The sequence below is a fragment of the Erythrobacter sp. WG genome (genome assembly GCF_026586795.1).
Classification (GTDB): domain Bacteria; phylum Pseudomonadota; class Alphaproteobacteria; order Sphingomonadales; family Sphingomonadaceae; genus Erythrobacter.
The window spans coordinates 15,611-31,234 of the sequence record NZ_JAPFGY010000030.1; the positions used below are offsets into that span (position 1 = coordinate 15,611).

General features: G+C 67.3%; 14 protein-coding genes and 1 tRNA gene. 6 read left to right on the forward strand and 9 right to left on the reverse strand.

Annotated features, from left to right (window positions below; genetic code table 11):
- Nucleotides 1-113: 113 nt before the first annotated feature.
- The 3 genes from OPU67_RS13765 to OPU67_RS13775 all read right to left on the reverse strand — a co-directional run bounded on the left by OPU67_RS13765 (nucleotide 114) and on the right by OPU67_RS13775 (nucleotide 6,158).
- The gene (locus OPU67_RS13765; RefSeq protein WP_267620596.1) at nucleotides 114-3,446 is read right to left on the reverse strand and encodes a TonB-dependent receptor; all 3,333 of its coding nucleotides are present in this window, start codon (nucleotides 3,444-3,446) and stop codon (nucleotides 114-116) included.
- Nucleotides 3,447-3,712: 266 nt separating this feature from the next.
- Nucleotides 3,713-4,642 (reverse strand): isopenicillin N synthase family dioxygenase, encoded by a 930-nt coding sequence (locus OPU67_RS13770; protein ID WP_267620598.1) that lies wholly within the window; start codon nucleotides 4,640-4,642, stop codon nucleotides 3,713-3,715.
- Nucleotides 4,643-4,682: 40 nt separating this feature from the next.
- A complete protein-coding gene (locus tag OPU67_RS13775) occupies nucleotides 4,683-6,158 on the reverse strand; it encodes a NupC/NupG family nucleoside CNT transporter (RefSeq protein WP_267620600.1) in 1,476 nt (491 codons plus the stop codon).
- Nucleotides 6,159-6,370: 212 nt separating this feature from the next.
- On the opposite strand from OPU67_RS13775, the gene OPU67_RS13780 reads away from it, so the two are divergent.
- Together OPU67_RS13780 and OPU67_RS13785 are read left to right on the forward strand one after the other, a co-directional pair.
- Complete coding sequence (locus OPU67_RS13780; protein ID WP_267620602.1) at nucleotides 6,371-7,078, forward strand: queuosine precursor transporter; 708 nt, start codon at nucleotides 6,371-6,373, stop codon at nucleotides 7,076-7,078.
- A 102-nt stretch (nucleotides 7,079-7,180) separates the two neighbouring features.
- Nucleotides 7,181-7,627 (forward strand): DUF4126 domain-containing protein, encoded by a 447-nt coding sequence (locus OPU67_RS13785; RefSeq protein WP_267620604.1) that lies wholly within the window; start codon nucleotides 7,181-7,183, stop codon nucleotides 7,625-7,627.
- A 41-nt stretch (nucleotides 7,628-7,668) separates the two neighbouring features.
- On the opposite strand, the gene OPU67_RS13790 is transcribed toward OPU67_RS13785, so the two are convergent.
- Complete coding sequence (locus OPU67_RS13790) at nucleotides 7,669-8,229, reverse strand: PepSY-associated TM helix domain-containing protein (protein WP_267620606.1); 561 nt, start codon at nucleotides 8,227-8,229, stop codon at nucleotides 7,669-7,671.
- A gap of 122 nt (nucleotides 8,230-8,351) precedes the next feature.
- Here OPU67_RS13790 and OPU67_RS13795 point away from each other — a divergent pair, with 122 nt between their 5' ends.
- The 3 genes from OPU67_RS13795 (at nucleotide 8,352) to OPU67_RS13805 (ending at nucleotide 11,398) form a co-directional block, all read left to right on the forward strand.
- Nucleotides 8,352-8,549 carry a hypothetical protein gene (locus tag OPU67_RS13795; protein WP_267620608.1) on the forward strand — a complete coding sequence of 66 codons (198 nt, stop codon included), beginning with the start codon at nucleotides 8,352-8,354 and terminating at the stop codon, nucleotides 8,547-8,549.
- Between the two features lie 200 nt (nucleotides 8,550-8,749).
- Nucleotides 8,750-9,850: an AraC family transcriptional regulator gene (locus OPU67_RS13800; RefSeq protein WP_267620610.1), complete on the forward strand. Its 1,101-nt coding sequence runs from the start codon at nucleotides 8,750-8,752 to the stop codon at nucleotides 9,848-9,850.
- 63 nt (nucleotides 9,851-9,913) lie between these two features.
- Nucleotides 9,914-11,398, forward strand: coding sequence for a S41 family peptidase (locus OPU67_RS13805; RefSeq protein WP_267620612.1), 1,485 nt, complete (start codon nucleotides 9,914-9,916; stop codon nucleotides 11,396-11,398).
- A gap of 494 nt (nucleotides 11,399-11,892) precedes the next feature.
- Here the strand turns inward: OPU67_RS13805 and OPU67_RS13810 are convergent.
- From OPU67_RS13810 to OPU67_RS13825, 4 genes are all read right to left on the reverse strand, one after another.
- A tRNA-Lys gene (locus tag OPU67_RS13810) sits at nucleotides 11,893-11,968 on the reverse strand.
- A gap of 34 nt (nucleotides 11,969-12,002) precedes the next feature.
- Nucleotides 12,003-12,491 carry a 2-amino-4-hydroxy-6-hydroxymethyldihydropteridine diphosphokinase gene (gene folK, locus OPU67_RS13815; RefSeq protein WP_267620614.1) on the reverse strand — a complete coding sequence of 163 codons (489 nt, stop codon included), beginning with the start codon at nucleotides 12,489-12,491 and terminating at the stop codon, nucleotides 12,003-12,005.
- A 20-nt stretch (nucleotides 12,492-12,511) separates the two neighbouring features.
- Complete coding sequence (gene aguB, locus OPU67_RS13820) at nucleotides 12,512-13,390, reverse strand: N-carbamoylputrescine amidase (RefSeq protein WP_267620616.1); 879 nt, start codon at nucleotides 13,388-13,390, stop codon at nucleotides 12,512-12,514.
- Nucleotides 13,391-13,451: 61 nt separating this feature from the next.
- Entirely contained in the window at nucleotides 13,452-14,345 is an 894-nt protein-coding gene (locus OPU67_RS13825) for a class I SAM-dependent methyltransferase (protein ID WP_267620618.1), read from the reverse strand.
- Nucleotides 14,346-14,442: 97 nt separating this feature from the next.
- Here OPU67_RS13825 and msrA point away from each other — a divergent pair, with 97 nt between their 5' ends.
- Complete coding sequence (gene msrA / locus OPU67_RS13830; RefSeq protein ID WP_267620620.1) at nucleotides 14,443-14,994, forward strand: peptide-methionine (S)-S-oxide reductase MsrA; 552 nt, start codon at nucleotides 14,443-14,445, stop codon at nucleotides 14,992-14,994.
- A 128-nt stretch (nucleotides 14,995-15,122) separates the two neighbouring features.
- Here the strand turns inward: msrA and OPU67_RS13835 are convergent, their stop codons facing one another.
- Complete coding sequence (locus tag OPU67_RS13835; protein ID WP_267620622.1) at nucleotides 15,123-15,593, reverse strand: DM13 domain-containing protein; 471 nt, start codon at nucleotides 15,591-15,593, stop codon at nucleotides 15,123-15,125.
- Nucleotides 15,594-15,624 lie beyond the last annotated feature (31 nt).

Consider the following 15,624-nt stretch of genomic DNA (forward strand, 5'->3'; position numbering starts at 1 on the left):
GCTCCAGGTGGAAGCCGCTTCGCCCCCCGGTCAGGCAGGAAAGAGCGGACCACCAAAGCAAAAGGGCGGCCCGTTGCCGGGCCGCCCTTTCATGAGTCTCAGCGAGACCGCGATCAGAACTTGACGCGCACCCCGAAGCGGACGCCCCACAGCGAACCGTTGATCTGGGTGGCTTCCACCGGCGCGACGAAGCGGTTGGCGTTCGCCCCCGTGGTGACGCGGTTTTCATAACGATACTGCGTGCAGGGCTGCGCAACGGTCGCCACCGCACCGCCGGTGGTGAGGCAAGCGACGTTCACGATCGGCGCGGTGTAGGGGAAGCCGACCTGACGGATGGTGCCCCAGTCCTTGTCGATGAAGTTGAGGACGTTCTCCATTTCCATCGACAGTTCGATCTTGCCGCCGAAGGCGAACGGCACTTCCTGACGCACCGCAAGGTCGAGCTTGTGGACCCACGGCGTCTCGCCGATGTTCTTCGGCGCGATCTGGCCCTGATACCTGTTCAGTTCAGAGTTGCGCACGAAGTTCTGGAAGCCCGCGAAGTCGAAGTTCGGCGCGTAGGTCACGCGCGGATCGGCGGTCGGGCTGCTCACGTTCGGCACGTAGATCAGACCACGCTCGTTGCGGCCGGTCACACCGAGGACGGTCGAACGGGCGGTCCCTGCCGCCTGGTCGGCGAAGGTGTAGCTGTAACGCTGGCCCGAACGGACGTTGTAGAAGAACTCGATGCGGGTGTTGTTGTCACCGAACAGCTCGGCATCGTAGCCGGCCACCAGGCGGAACTGGTGGTCACGCTGGTAGTTCGAGATGCCCTGCGCGGCGAAGTTCGAATCGATGCCCACAGCGGTGTTGGTGTAGTTCGAGAACGCCACCGACGAGGTGCCCGGGTTCTGATCCTGCACGTCGCCGAAGGTGTAGGCGCCGTTCAGGAAGAAGCCCGAGGCGAAGCGCTTGTCGAAGCGCGCCACGATGTTCCAGCTGTCGCCGAAACCCGTGTTGGTGAGCAGCACGTCGGTGTTGACCGTGGTGCCCTGCCCGGCGAGCACGTTGTAACGGATGCGGCCGTCGGGCAGCGTGCCGTTCGGCACCGAGCGCAGGTCGGTCCACTCGAGCGCATCGCGCACCTTCGAATAGACCACGTCGACGCCGAGGTTCCAGCCGTCACCCAGGAAGCTGCCGAAGTTCGCCTCGTAGTCGATCGAGCCCGAGAAGCGCCACTGCGAGAGCGGCTCGAAGTTCGGGTCGAGCGCGTTGGTCGGCGAGGCGGCGGTGCCGGTGGTGCGGATCGCGTCGATCAGCGCCTGCGGGATGCCGGTGCCGCCCGAGACGTTGTTGAGCGTGGCCGCGCCAATGGCGTTCTGCTGCGCCTGGCTGAGGCCGGTGACGCCGGCAACGGTGAAGGTGTCCTGGGCAGGGGTCGCGCCGGGCACGCGGCGCACCTGGACGCGGCCGATCGTCGGACCGGGGTTCGAATAATTGTTCGAGATCCACACGTTCGGGTTGCCGCCGCCGAAGATGCCCGCCGAACCGCGCACGGTCAGACGATCGGTCGGCTTCCAGTTCACGCCGAAGCGCGGCTGGAACAGGTCGCGGCCGTTGAGCGTGCCGGTGTTCGGGAAGCCGAAGCGGCCGAGGAAGGCGTCGTTGCGGAACGGCACGCTCGGGGTGTCGAACAGGTCGTAGCGCATCCCGGCAACCACGGTCAGGTTGTCGGTCACGTCGATCGTGTCCATGATGCCGAAGGTCCAGCTGTTGTTCTGGAAATCGGCGGTCACGGTCTCGATCCCGCCACGCAGCGGCACCGCGAAGTCAAGCTCGTTGGCGCGGCGGGCCTGGAGGTCGTTGATCCCGTCGAACAGCCACACGCCCGAGGTGCGCTGCGCGAAGAGGTTGCGGACGTCCTGACGGCGACGCTCGGCAATGAACTTGACGGTGTGGTTGTTGAGGTTGAGCGTCGCGGCGAACTCGATGTTCAGGCTCTGGCTGTCGAGCTCGTTGGCCTGGCGGCTGAGGTCCGGGCCGAAGCGCAGGCGGCGCACGCCGTTCGGGCAGACCAGCGGCGGCGCGGTGGCGACGTTCTCGAGGCAGACGTTGAATTCGCCGAAGCTGGTGTTGCCGCCGATCGGCACCTGCAGGCGCACGTAATCGGCATAGGACACGCGCAGCATGGTCGAGAAGTTGTCCGACCACTGGTTGTTCGACTGGATCATGCCGAAGTGGTTGACCGCACCCTGCGTGTAGTTGTTCGACAGCAGGTTGTAGGTCGGGTTGTTGGCGTTGATCTGGCCGACACCGGTCTGGCCGGCGAGCAGCGAGCTCTCGTTCCAAATGTAGGTCGCGGTCAGGCGGTGGCCGTCGGCGATGTTCCAGTCGAGCTTGGTGACGAGCTTGTCGTCCTTCTCGACGATGTCGTTGGCGACGCCCAGCGTGTTGAAGTTGTAGGTGCCCTGGGAGATCTGGCCGATCTGGTCGATCTGCGCCTGGGTGATGCCGAGCTGGCCCGGATCGACGTCGGCCGGGACGGTGTCACGGGTGCGCTCGTAGGTGACGGCGAAGAACAGCTTGTCCTTGATGATCGGGCCGGTGACCTGCGCGGTGTAGATCTGCGAATCGAACGCACCCACGCGGGTCAGTTCGCGGGCACGGGTGCCGCGCAGATCGTCGTTCTGGTAGTAGGCGCCGCCCAGGAAGGTGAAGCGGTTGCCGCCCGACTTGAGCTGCGCGTTGATCGCGCCGCCCTGGAAGAAGCCCTGCTGGATGTCGACGGGCGCGATTTCGACGGCGAATTCGCCGATCGCATCGAGCGGCACCGGGCCGCGTGCGGAGACGAGACCGCCGGCCTCGAGGCCGAACGGGTCACCGAAGGCGACGCCGTCGATGGTGAAGCGGTTGTAGCGGTTGTTGGCGCCGGCGATGCTGATCGCGCCGCCGTTGGTGGCGTCGAGGTTCACCAGCGGGTTGCGCGCGGCGAGGTTGCGGATGTCGCGGTTGACGTTGGCGACGCCGAGGATGTCGCGGGCGCTCAAAACGCTCGCGGCACCGGTCGAAAGCGTGATCGCCGAACGCGTGCGGGTGCCCGAGACGACGATGGTCTGCCCCTGCGGCGCGAGCGCGACGCTGATGCGCTGGGCCTGGCCGGCAGTGAGGAAGCCGATTTCCTGGCTTGCGGTCTCGAAGCCGTCGGCGACGACGGTGACGTTGAACGGACCGCCCAGACGCAGACCCGCCGCGTTGAAGGAACCGGCAGCGTCGGTCGTCTGCGTCGAGGTCGTGCCCGAGGGGACGTGGGTGACGGTAACGGTCGCACCGGCAAGCGCGTTGCCGTTGTCGTCGGTGACGGTGCCGCGCACCGAGGAGGTGGTTTCCTGCGCGAAGGCCGGGGTGGCGATGGTGGTCGTCGCCGCCAGGCTGACGAGGCTCGCCGCAAGGAGATACTTAAGCTTCATGGTTCAAGGCCCCTGGGTCAGTGGAGAGAGTTGAGAACGAAACTGGTGTGATGCGGCCTTCGCGTTAGGCCGGTACGCTTGCGGCAAAGCGACTGTTCTGTGACAGTTTCATGAAACGCCATGCCCCGACGCGGCGGTTCCTTACTGCCGGACGCGCAGATTTCCAGAGAACTCTCGGAATTGCGCGGCTTCTGAGCGCGTGTGTTGCATCGCAGCAACGCCGCGATTCAATTTTTTCTGGAAGTTCAACGGTGCTCTGGGAGCGATCAGGCGAGGTTGATCTCGCGCAGGCGCTGCATGAGGTAATCATGCGCGGTGATCGGGGGCGCGGGGGGATTCGCACCGGCTGGATCGACGCATTCCGGCAGCGCCTCGATCAGGAAGTCCGGCCGGAAATGGAGGAAGAACGGCATCGAGAAGCGCGCCCGCCGCGCCGCATCCCCGCGCGGGTTGACCACGCGGTGGGTGGTCGAGCGCAGGCGGCCGTTGGTCTGGCGCTGGAGCATATCGCCGACATTGATGACCAGCGCGCCCGGGGGCACGTCGACCGCGTGCCATTCGCCCGCGCGGGTCAGCAGTTCGAGCCCCGCCTCCTCTGCGCCGAGGAGGAGGGTGATGGTGTTGATGTCCTCGTGTCCGGCGGCGCGGATCGCACCCTCGGGCGCGCCCTCGGCGAGCGGGGGATAGTGGAGCAGGCGCATCACCGAGTTGCCGTCCTCGACCGAGGCGGCGAAGAAATCGCGCGGACGGCCGAGATGCAGCGCGATCGCCTCGAGCACCCGGGCGCCTGCCGTCTCGAAGGCGGCGAACAGCGCGGTCATCGTCTCGCGGAAGCCCTCGACCTCGGTGGGCCAGACGTTGGGGTCCATGTAGGCGCCGAGCGGGTGGCCCTCGGGCAGGTCGCGGCCGACGTGCCAGAATTCCTTGAGGTCGAAGACCTCGGCGTCCTTGGCCTTTTCGGTGCCGAACGGGGTGTAGCCGCGTGCGCCGCCCTTGCCCTCGATCTTGTAGGCGCGTTTCACCGCGTCGGGCAGCGCGAAGAAGGCGCGCGAGACGCGCTCCGCCTCGTCGATCAGGTCCTGCGGGATGCCGTGATCGCGCACCACGGCAAAGCCGTATTCGCCGAAGCTGCGGCCGAGTTCGTCGGCGATGGTTTCAAGCGGCTGGGCGAGGCTGACGGAGGCGATATCGATCATGCGCGCGCCCTTACACGCGCGCGGACGGACCGCCAAGGCTTCAGAGCGGCAAAAACAGGCTCGCGAGCGCCGCGCTCATCAGGTTCGCAAGGCTCCCGGCGGCCAGTGCCTTCAATCCGAGCCGCGCGATCACCGGGCGCTGGTTGGGGGCAAGGCCGCCGGTCACCGCCATCTGGATCGCGATCGAGGAGAAATTGGCAAAACCGCACAGCGCGAAGGTGACGATCGCACGGCTGCGCGCGGGCAGGTCCGCATCGGTCATCTGGCCGAGGTCGATGAAGGCGACGAATTCGTTGAGCACGATCTTGGTGCCGAACAATCCGCCAGCGATCTGCGCCTGCTGCCAGTCGGCAATGCCGATCAGGAACATGACGGGCGCGAACAGGTAGCCGAGCAGCTTCTGGAAGCTGAGCGTCTCCAGCCAGCCCGCAAAGGCCGGGTCGAGCGGCGCGCCGGCCCGCTCGGCGATCCCGACGATCCCCGTGCCAACCCCGGCGAGCATCCCGTTGGCGAGCGCCACCAGCGCGACGAACACCATGACCATCGCCCCTACGGCAACCGCCAGCTTCACGCCGGTCTGCGTGCCTTGCGCGGCGGCTTCGATGATGTTGGCGGGGCGCTGGCCTTCCTCGAAGGTTTCCGCAGCGCTGACCTCGTCGGCCTTGGCCCCGCCTTCGAGGATCGAGGCCGGGCCGACGGCGCTGATCCGCGCCTGGGGGAGTTCGACCTCCTCGCCGTTCTCGTCATACATGACCACGCGCGTGCTTTCGGTCATCGCCTGGGTCTTGCGCGCGCGGGCGGCGGCGGCGACCCCGATGGTGTAGTCGCGCTCCTGCCGTTCGGGGACGTCGGGCATGATGATCTTGGCCATCAGGATGCCGCCCGGCGCCGACATGAAGGCCGCCGCGAGCAGGAAGGGCACCGCCTCGGTGCCGATGAAGCTGGCATAGGCGGCAAGGATCGTCCCCGCCACACCCGCCATGCCCACCGTCATCAGCGTGAACAGGCCCGAGGGGCTCAGCGCGGCAAGATAGGGGCGCACCACCAGCGGGCTTTCCGACTGGCCGACAAAGATGTTGGCCGCCGCGCCCAGCGCCTCGACCTTGCTGACGCCGGTGATCCAGCCGATCGCCCCGCCCACCCAGCGCACCAGCCGCTGCATGATGCCGAGGTGGTAGAGGATCGAGACGATCGCCGCGAAGAACACGATGACCGGCAGCGCGGCGATCACGAAGCTGTTGGCGAAGGGATTGGTCTCCATCGGCCCGAACACGCTCGTGATCCCGACCTTGGAGAAATCGAGCAGCGCGATAACGCCCGAGGACAGCCCCCCGATCACCGCCACGCCCGCATCGGTGCGCAGCACGATCAGCGCGGTCACCGCCTGGAGCGCGAAGGCGGAGCCCACCACCCGCAGGTTGATCCGTCGCCGTGCCGAGGACAAGGCCAGCGCGATGCCGAGAATGGCGAGGATGCCGGCAAGGCTCAGCAGGATGGACGTGAGACTTGCGTTCACGGCAGCGGATATCCTCCGGTGGCAGAAAGTTGGCCCGATCCGATGCGCGAGGCCCGTTGATCCCGCGCACGGCACGTCCGGGCGTGGCAGTTTGCAGCGCGCGTGGCAAGACGCTTGCGACGGCGCGCGGGGCTTGTCCCCGCCGCATGGGGCCGGTGACACCGCATCAGGCGGCGCTTTTCTTTTGCCGGCGCGCTGGCTAGCACCCCGTCATGGAAACACCCACGCCTGCCGCGCCCCTTGCTGCCACCGCGCCCTCCGGCGTGTCGATGCCGCTCGGAATGTTCGTCTTTACTCTGCTTTACGGCGGGATGACGGTGCTCGCCGGGGTGCTCGCCTTCAAGCAGGTGCAACTGGGGCCGACGGGCCTCGCGGTGGAGAGCGGGATCTTCCCCTTCCTGCTGCTGGTGGTGATCTCGAGCACGCTGTCGCAGCTCTACGGGCGCGAGGCGGCCAAGCGGATCGTGTGGTGGGGCTTCCTGCCGCTGGGCCTGTCGGCGCTGCTGCTGCAACTGGTGCTGGCCCTGCCCGCTTCGTCCGAGATGATCGCCTTCCGCCCCGAGGACCTCGCCGCCTTCGAGCGGGTCCACGCCTCGACCTGGCGGGTGTGGATGGCGGGACCGGCGAGCTATATCACCTCGCTGCTGCTCAACATCTGGATCTTCGACAGGCTGCGCGGCAGCGGCGACGGCTCCGGCACCGCCGGCCTGATGGTGCGCGGAGCGATCGCCTCGGCCTTGAGCCAGGCGGTGGATTCGGTGATCTTCATCACGCTCGCCTTCTACGGCGAATTCGCGATCCGCGACCTGATGATCGGCCAGGTCCTCGCCAAGGTGTTCCTGAGCCTCGTGCTGGTGCCGTTCCTGATCACCTTCGGGGTGCAGGGTGCGCGGTGGCTGGACGCGCGGCGCACGGCCTGAGTCCCCCCCCCCCCGGCGTTCCGGCGGCACGCCCCGGCGTGGGCGCGGATCATTTTGCCCATCCGCGCATAGCCCCTCCTTCGCGCAAGAGGAGGAACGGCCGTGCTGCAATCGATCATGATGGGCTGCGTCGGCGGCCAGCGCGCGATGACGCCGATCGCGACGGTCGCCGTGGCGGCAGCGCGCGGCGAGTTGCGCCATGACGGCACCGCGGCCCGGTTGCTCGGCCATCCGCTGGTGGCCGCCGGTGCCGTGGCGCTGGCAGCGGCCGAGATGGCGGGCGACAAGATGAAGTCGGCGCCCGACCGCATCGTGCCGATCGGCCTCGCGGCACGCTTCGTCACCTCCGCGATCGCCGGCGCAGCCCTCGCCCCGCCCCGGCAACGCCCCGCCGCCGCGCTGGCGGCCGGGCTGGTGTCGCTCGGCGCCTCATGGCTAGGCTGGCGCGCCCGCATGGCCGCCATGCGCCGCCACGACCGCGTGACGACCGGCGCGCTCGAGGACGCGCTGGTGCTCGGATCGGCAACGGCGGTGATGAGGATGGCGTGACTGCGCTCAAGCAGCGAAGCGGTAGCGCAACAAGCACGCGCTCAAGCAGCGAAGCGGTAGCGCGGCAAAACGCGTTCATCCATCACGCCGCCCTCATGCTCGATCGTGAGTTCGAAATGTCGAAAACGCATAGCAAACATCTCCGTGTGCGTTGGTGATGCTTGCAGCGTAGCGGTGCGACGCAGTCGATGCGGGTGGGCGATGCGCTTGCCGCTGTGGGATCGACACGTCCGGCTGTTTCGCGGCGGCCGGTTGGCAAATGTGCCGGACGGTGCCGACCTGATCGCGATCATCACGCAGCCGCCAAGCCCGCCGAGAAAATGGAGCCAGCGCAGCGGCCAGTGACCGAACTGCATGAAGTGTGCACCCCGCACCCATGCGGACGCCTCGCCGATCGGCGGCTTGGCGAAGTCTTGCAGGACAGCGCCGCTCTGCCCGGCGAAAACCGCCACATGCTTGCTCAGCGCTACCCGGTTCTCAAGGAAGGTGTTGCGGAAATAGACGACCGCGCTCCGGTCGCCATTGTTGAGGATGCGCACGATGCTCGTCTTGACCGGCACGCCCTCGGCCTTCGACCACATCGCTTCGGCACGGTGCTTCATGGCATCGAGCGAGGCGACCTTGCCGGGCTTGCCGGTGCGCTCGCCAGGGTCATCCTCCCCCGAGGTGAACGAGCAGAGCTATGCGATCGGCTGGCGTGCCAATCCCAACACGCGCTTACTCGGTGAGGACAAGCCTGTCTGGGAACGTTCATCACGGCGGCGTCTCCAAGAGCGCCCATAGCTGGCTGGTTATCTATCCCGAACAGCGCCTCGTCGTCGCTCTCAACGCCAACGCCAGGCTCGACGAGTTCGGTGACTTCATCGCGATCGAGCAAGCGATCACGCGAGCCTTCTTGAATCCCAGCGGCGGTGGCCGGTGATGCGGCGCACAGCAGGAGAGCAGTAGCATCGCGGAACGAGCTGAGCGGAATCACATCATCGCGCGACGGGCCTCGACCCTAGGTAATCTGCGCCTGAAGGGCACCCATAACACCCACCAGCCGCCTTCGTCTTCCTCGAAAACTGCGATTTGACGGATCGATGATTGCTCAGCCGCGGTCCTTCCGGCACTTTCGTCGCCATGGAACTGTTCTTCGGCTGGCGCACTGCGGTGCTTTTGTGCGCCGTGCTGGTGACGCTGCCCATCTGTATCGGGCTGCTCCACACCGCCGCAAACCGGACCGCCAGTCGCACCCTCGCGTTCCTGCTGCTGGCGCTTGTCGGCGTGGTGACACCCTGGATGATCGGCTTCGCTGGCTTCTACGACCGATGGCCATGGCTGACCTTCCTGCCCGTCGCAATGCCACTGTTGGTGCCGCCGCTCGCCTGGGCATATGGTCATGCCCTGACCCATGACTGCTGGCCTTCCCGGGCCAAGGTCGCCCTGATGCCTGCGCTGCTCCATTTCGCACTCATGACGGCCGCCTTCTGCCTGCCATTACCGCTCAAGGAGCGGGTCGCCGATGCGCTGGCAGGGTGGCTGGATGCGGTCGTCGCCGGCCTTCTGGTTGCGAGCTTCTGCGTCGCCATCGTGCTGCTGCGCCGCGACTTCGAAAACTACACACGCTGGCTCGTCGAGCAACGCAGTGACGATGCACGCTACGCCACCCGCTGGCTGGCGCGGACCCTGACGATCCTTGCCCTGCTGTTCGCAGGCTGGGCAATCTTCGAGATCACCGATCTTGTCCATCCGCTCGGCTACGAGGGCCTGATGCCGCTCTACTGCGGAATTGCTGCCGCGATGGTGTTCCTCGCCGTCGAGGGCTGGCGCCACGCGGCGCTCCCGTGGCCGGTGATGACGCACGCCGAGCCCGAAGCTGCTCCACCCGGACCAGCTGGACACGATTGGACGGCGCTCGGCCAGGAGTGGCAGCGGCGGCTGCGCGAGGAGGAGCACTACCGCGAGAGCGACCTCTCGCTCGCACGCACGGCCCGGCTGCTCGGCACCAACACCAGCTACCTCTCGCGCGCCTGCAACGAGGGTTTGGGGGTGAGCTTTTCGTCCATGGTCAACCGGATGCGTGCCGAAGCGGTAGCCGAGGCGATCGCCGCCAATCCGACCGCAGGGCTGCTCGATCTTGCGCTTGCGGCGGGCTTCGCCTCGAAGGCGAGCTTCAACCGTGCCTTCGCCGATCGCTTCGGCACCAGTCCGTCGGCGTGGCGGCGACGTCTCAGATCATGAATTTGCGCGCTTTGTGCCCAAGGTGAGGCGACATCCGCAAGCGGCGCGCCCAGCAAGCACAGCATGAACCGCCGCCACTTCATCTCGACGCTTGCCGGAACCTCGCTCGCAGGGCTTCTGGCGCCCCGGCCCACCTTCGCTGCCACGCTGCTCGGGGAGAAGCCGCCGACAGGTGCCGCACTGGACCTCGCCATCCTCCTCGCGGCGATGGACATCCACCCCGGCCTCTACCGCCACCAGAGCCCGCGCGCCGCCGAGCAGGCCCTCGCAGCCTTCTCGACGGGCTATCGCAAGGCGGCCGAGCGCGATGACATGGTGGCCGCCTACCTCGTGCTCTCGCGCTATCTCGCCACCCTGCGCTGTGGGCACAGCTATGCCAACTTCTTCAATCAGGAGGACCCCGACGTCCTCGCCTTGTTCAGCAGGACTACGCGCCTGCCGTTCTGGTTCCGCTGGGTCGGCCCCCGCATGTTTGTCACCCGCGATCCCCAGGGCCTCGGCATAGCTCCGGGGAGCGAGATCGAAAGCATCAATGGCGTCCGCGCTGCCGAACTCCTCGCGCGGCTGATGCCCTACACCCGAGGCGATGGCAGCAATGACGGCAAGCGCCGCGCGCTGCTGAGCGTCGAGGGGCAGGAGGAATACGAGACCTTCGACATCTTCCAGGGCCTCCTCGCCCCGCCGCCTTCCGGCGGGCAGCACCGCGTCGTGCTGCGCACCCGGGAGGGCCGGCGCGAGACGCACATGCTGCCGGCCATCGACCTCGCTGCCCGACGCGCGCAGATGACCCGCGTGCCCGAGGCAAGCAACGCACCGCGATGGACGTGGACCGAGCGGCCCGACGGCGTGCGCGTCCTTAACATGCCGGGATGGGCGATGTGGAACAGCAGCTGGGACTGGCGCGCGTGGCTGGAGGAGCGGCTCGACAGTCTGAGTGACGCGCGCGGGCTCGTCATCGACATCCGCGACAACGAGGGCGGCGATGACTGCGGAGATCCGATCATCGCGCGCCTGATCGATGCACCGCTATCAGGTTGGCCCTTTGTCACTCGCCTGCGCTTCACCCGGATGCCGGACCTGCTCCGCGAACACTCCACCACTTGGGACCGGAGCTTCTACACGCTCGGCGAGGGCGCGAGGCCGCTCGGCAACGGCGAGTGGGAGCCGCGCGAGGACGTGGTGCAGTCGGCTGTGACGCCATCCCCCAAGCGCATCGCTTGCCCGGTCGCGGCGCTGATCTCGCCGACCAACAGCTCGGCGACCTTCGCCTTCATCAACGCCGCCCGCGCGAGCGGCAAGGTGCGGCTGTTCGGCGAGACCACCGGCGGCAATCGGCGCAGCATCAACGGCGGCGCGTTCCTGTTCGTGAAGCTGCCCTTTAGCGGGATCGAGTTCGACCTGCCGCTCAAGGGCTATGTCGCGCCCACGCCGCAGCCGGATCGCGGCATCGACCCTGATGTGGCGATGCCCTTCGATCCGGCTTGGATTGGCTTGGCGCGGGACCCGGTGCTCGAAGCGGCGGCAGCCTGGTGTAGCGCTGGCGGTTGAGGTTGAAGTTCGTCGAGAACCTCCGCGCGCTGGGCGGTGTCGAAGAGCGCCTTCGCGACGTCCTCGTTGGGAGCCACCGCGAGGATCTCCATGCCGCGGCAATCGAGCGAGCGGTAGGGGCTCGATTGGCTCCCTTAGGTTGCCATGCACAACCTGCCCCTGAATGCCAAAACCCGCAGAAAACGGTAGATCTCGCGGTTCCTGCGGAGGCGCTTGGCTTCCTCTCGTCGTCGCTTCTCTCTGATTCCAGTTATCGATCAGCCATTCTCGGCCGCCAAGGAGCTCGTGAGGGCGGCGCGAGCGCCGACCGCCCGAAGCGTGCCGCTGCGCGGGCGAACTGCGCGACCGCCTGCCGCCCTGTCCAGTTGCAGCGGCACCGACTCTAGGTGCGCCCCAAGGTGGGGCGACTCCGGTATCCCGCCGCACCTCGCAGTGCGAGACAACCGTGAGAGACAATCCTCCCCTTTCCCCGGCCACGTCACTGATTTTGAGAATGGTGAGCCCGACAGGATTCGAACCTGTGACCCGCTGATTAAAAGTCAGCTGCTCTACCTACTGAGCTACGGGCCCACGCTGGCCCTGCTCGCGTGGCGGGGCGTGGGGGTCACCTAGGCAGGGGGCGCGGGCGGGTCAAGCGGGCATGGCTGTGCGCGATGCTGCGGCCGCTTACGGGATCGCGCCAGCGCCGGGCGATGGCGCGGGCGGGGCCGAGCACGAAGGCGCGCGCGGCGAAGGCGGGGTGGGGGATGGTGAGCCCGCGGCTCTCCCAGCGGCCCCCGCTCCACAGGATGATGTCGCCGTCGAGCACCCGGTCGCCCCAGCGCTGGCCGCGGCGGCGGCCGAATTCGCGCTCCATGCGCTTCAATGCGGCGAGCAGCGCAGGTGGCGCAAGCGCGCTTTCGAGCACCAGCGCAGCGTTGGCGAAGCGGCGGCGGGCCGCGCCCATCGCCGGGGTCGCGATCACCGGCGAGCGCGCCGTGACCGTGCCGAGCGCGGCGCATTCCTCCATCGCCGCACGCACCACGCCTTCAGGCCGCCCGTGGCGGTGGTGCCGCCGGTTGCTCCCCAGCGCGACGAGGTAGATGCTGCTCACGAGCCCCCGCCGGCAGGCGATCAGATATCTTCGGCGATCCGCCCGTAGAGCTGCGGGCGGCGGTCGCGGAAGAAGCCCATGCCGGCGCGGTGCCTGGCGGCGCGGGCGAGGTCGAGCCGGGCGAGGAGCACGCCGGTCTCCTCCTTGCCGTAGAGCGCGAGATAGTCGCCCCATTCGTCGCAGATAAAGGAGTGGCCGTAGAAGGACTGCGCGCGCTCGGCCGGGCCTTCGTGCCCGATGCGGTTGCTGGCGACCACCGGCATACAGTTCGACACCGCATGGCCGAGCATCGCGCGGCGCCACATCCGGCTGGTGTCGAGGTCCGCGTCATAGGGTTCCGAGCCGATCGCGGTGGGATAGAGCAGCACCTCGGCGCCGAGCAGCGCCATGACGCGCGCGGCCTCGGGATACCACTGATCCCAGCAGATGCCGACGCCGACCTTGACGATTGCGCCACCCTCCCCGGCCACGTCCCACACCTTGAACCCGTCGTTGCCGGGGCGGAAGTAATACTTCTCCTCGTAGCCCGGGCCGTCGGGGATGTGGCTCTTGCGATAGGTGCCCATGATCTGCCCGTTGGGGCCGATCATCGCGAGGGTGTTGTAGTAGTGGTGCCCGTCACGCTCGAAAAAGCTCGTCGGGATCGTCACCTTCAGCCGCGCGGCGAGTTCGCGCATGGCGATGACGCTGGGGTGCTCGGCGGTGGGCCGGGCGAGCGCGAAGAGCGCCTCGTCTTCCTCGCGGCAGAAATATTCGCCGCTGAAGAGCTCGGGCGGGAGGATCAGCTGTGCGCCTTTCGCCGCGGCCTCCTCGACCAGCGCGGCGACGGCGGCGATGTTGGCAGCCTCGTCCTGATGCGACAGGGCGAGCTGGAGGGCGGCGACGGTGATGGCGGTCATGGCGCGCCCCTACAGCAAGACCCGGCGCGGGGGAACCACCCGCCCGCGCCGGATGGGCGCGTCACTTCGCCTTCTTGAACAGCAGCGTCATCCGGTCGCTCTCGCCCAGACCCTTCAGGTCTTCGCGCTTGGTGGCGAGTACCGGGGGCATCTCCCACACGCCTTCCTTGTGGTCGGCGGTGTCCCTGGGGTTGGCGTTGATCTCGCTCTTGCCGACCAGCTCGAAGCCCATCACCCGCATGAAGTCGATCACATCCTTCTCGCGCAGGTAGCCCTTGGTGCCGTTGGCATAGGACCACGGCGCGTCGGCCTTGGCGCGGTGCTGCTCGATGCCGATGAGGCCATCGTCCTTGAGCAGCGCGCGCATCGCGGCAAACTCGCTGTCGGCGGTGCCGCCGCGCAGCATATTGTGCATCGCGCGCATCACCATGATGCGGTCGAAGGTGCCCTTGTGCGCCTCGATCTGGTCCATCGTGATGGCGCTGAACTTCTCGGCCGGAAGGCCCGTCGCGGTCGCCACGTCCTTGGCATAGCCGGCCGCCGTGTCGCGCATCTTCTGCTGGCGCGCGGGGTCGGAGGTGGCGGTGAGCGGGTTGGCGTAGAGGCCGACCAGTTGCCCCTCGCCGCCGAGGTAATGCCCGAGCAGGCGCGAATACCACTCGCCGCCGGGTGCATATTCGCCGACCTTCATCTCGGGGCCGACATGGAAAAAGGCGAGCGTTTCGGCCGGATGGCGGAAAGCGTCGCGGGCCTTGTCGGTGGCGCGGCTCGGGTGGTTGATCGCCGCCGAAAGCTGCGCGCCGTGCTCCTTCATGAAGTGCGCGGTGTCCTTGATGTGCGCCTCGTCCACCGCGCCCGCGCCGGCTTTCGTGGCGTGGCCGGCGTGCTGGGCGGCGAGCGGCGCAGCAAGAGCGAGACCGCTCACGGCGGCGAGCGCAAGGATCGTCCTGTTCATTGTCAAATCTCTCCCTCGAAGTGCGAAATCGGATGCCGACACATGGCAACTGGCCGCTTGCTAGCCTATCTTGGGAGAAAACCAACGGAGAAACATCGTGAGCGATACCAACACGGCGATCATTGCCGGCGGCTGCTTTTGGTGCACCGAGGCGGTGTTCCGCGACGTCGTCGGCGTCTCGAGTGTCGAGAGCGGCTATATCGGCGGCACCAAGGCGAACCCCACCTACAAGGAAGTCTGCACCGGCACGACCGGCCATGCGGAAGGGATCCGCGTGACCTTCGACCCCGCGGTCATCACCTTGCCCGAAATCTACGACGTGTTCCTCGGCACGCACGATCCGACGCAGCTGAACCGGCAGGGCAACGATATCGGGACGCAGTATCGCTCCGCGATCTTCCCCCTCTCCGAAGAGCAGGGCAAGGAGGCAGAAGCCGCGATCGCGCGCTGGAACGCGGAGAATGGCAAGACGGCCGTCACCACGATAGAGGGCCTGTCGGGCGGCCAGCAGACGGCGGAATGGTATCCGGCCGAGGACTACCACCAGGAATACTGGGACGGCGAAGGCCAGCGCAATCCCTACTGCCTTGCGGTGATCCCGCCCAAGCTGATGAAATTGCGCAAGAGCTTCCAGAAGTATGTGAAGTAGCACAAGGGCAGCGCCAACCCGGCCCGTCAACGGACGGGCCGCGGGCGCACGCGCGCGAGCCGCAGGCGATCAGGCCCGCAAGGGCCTGAGACTCGCCGAGGACGTGCCCGCGGAGGCGGGCACGCGCCTTACCTGTACTTGCCCGCCGTGATGAACTTGCCGAAGGCCTCGCACCAGATCACGACCGTGTCATAGTCCTCGATGTTCACGCCGGCGGGCACTTCGGTGATGAAGCCGTTGTAGCTCTTGATCGAGCCCAGCTGCACCGACTGCGCCTTGATCTTGCGGAAATCCGCATCGGTCTCGACGTAGCTGGGCGCGAGGTAGATCTTGTAGTCCGGGCCCGGCGCGAGTTCGCCCTGGTGGACGATCCGCTGCGGGGTGACGCTGATCGTGCCCGTGCCCCAATGGAGCGAGTCGCTCCCCGGCAGATCCTTGCGGAAGGTTGCGGAATGGGTGGCGGATTGGGCGGCGGCGGCGAGCTGCGTGGCATCGGGCGCGCGCTCGGCGACGAGGATCGGGAGGAGATAGACGCCGAGGCCGAAGCCTACGCCAAGCGTGGCGAGGTGGGTAGCGGCAAGGAGGAGGATCTTCTTCATGGGGCGCATCTTTCACGAAAGGTTACGCGGT

Excerpts from the sequence above, each read along its gene's own strand:
- aguB (WP_267620616.1), bottom strand. The coding sequence starts at position 13,390 with ATGACCGCCATCACCGTCGCCGCCCTCCAGCTCGCCCTGTCGCATCAG.
- OPU67_RS13780 (WP_267620602.1), top strand. The coding sequence starts at position 6,371 with ATGGAAACACCCACGCCTGCCGCGCCCCTTGCTGCCACCGCGCCCTCC.
- OPU67_RS13835 (WP_267620622.1), bottom strand. The coding sequence starts at position 15,593 with ATGAAGAAGATCCTCCTCCTTGCCGCTACCCACCTCGCCACGCTTGGC.
- OPU67_RS13770 (WP_267620598.1), bottom strand. The coding sequence starts at position 4,642 with ATGATCGATATCGCCTCCGTCAGCCTCGCCCAGCCGCTTGAAACCATC.
- OPU67_RS13800 (WP_267620610.1), top strand. The coding sequence starts at position 8,750 with ATGGAACTGTTCTTCGGCTGGCGCACTGCGGTGCTTTTGTGCGCCGTG.
- OPU67_RS13805 (WP_267620612.1), top strand. The coding sequence starts at position 9,914 with ATGAACCGCCGCCACTTCATCTCGACGCTTGCCGGAACCTCGCTCGCA.
- OPU67_RS13765 (WP_267620596.1), bottom strand. The coding sequence starts at position 3,446 with ATGAAGCTTAAGTATCTCCTTGCGGCGAGCCTCGTCAGCCTGGCGGCG.
- OPU67_RS13825 (WP_267620618.1), bottom strand. The coding sequence starts at position 14,345 with ATGAACAGGACGATCCTTGCGCTCGCCGCCGTGAGCGGTCTCGCTCTT.
- OPU67_RS13790 (WP_267620606.1), bottom strand. The coding sequence starts at position 8,229 with ATGAAGCACCGTGCCGAAGCGATGTGGTCGAAGGCCGAGGGCGTGCCG.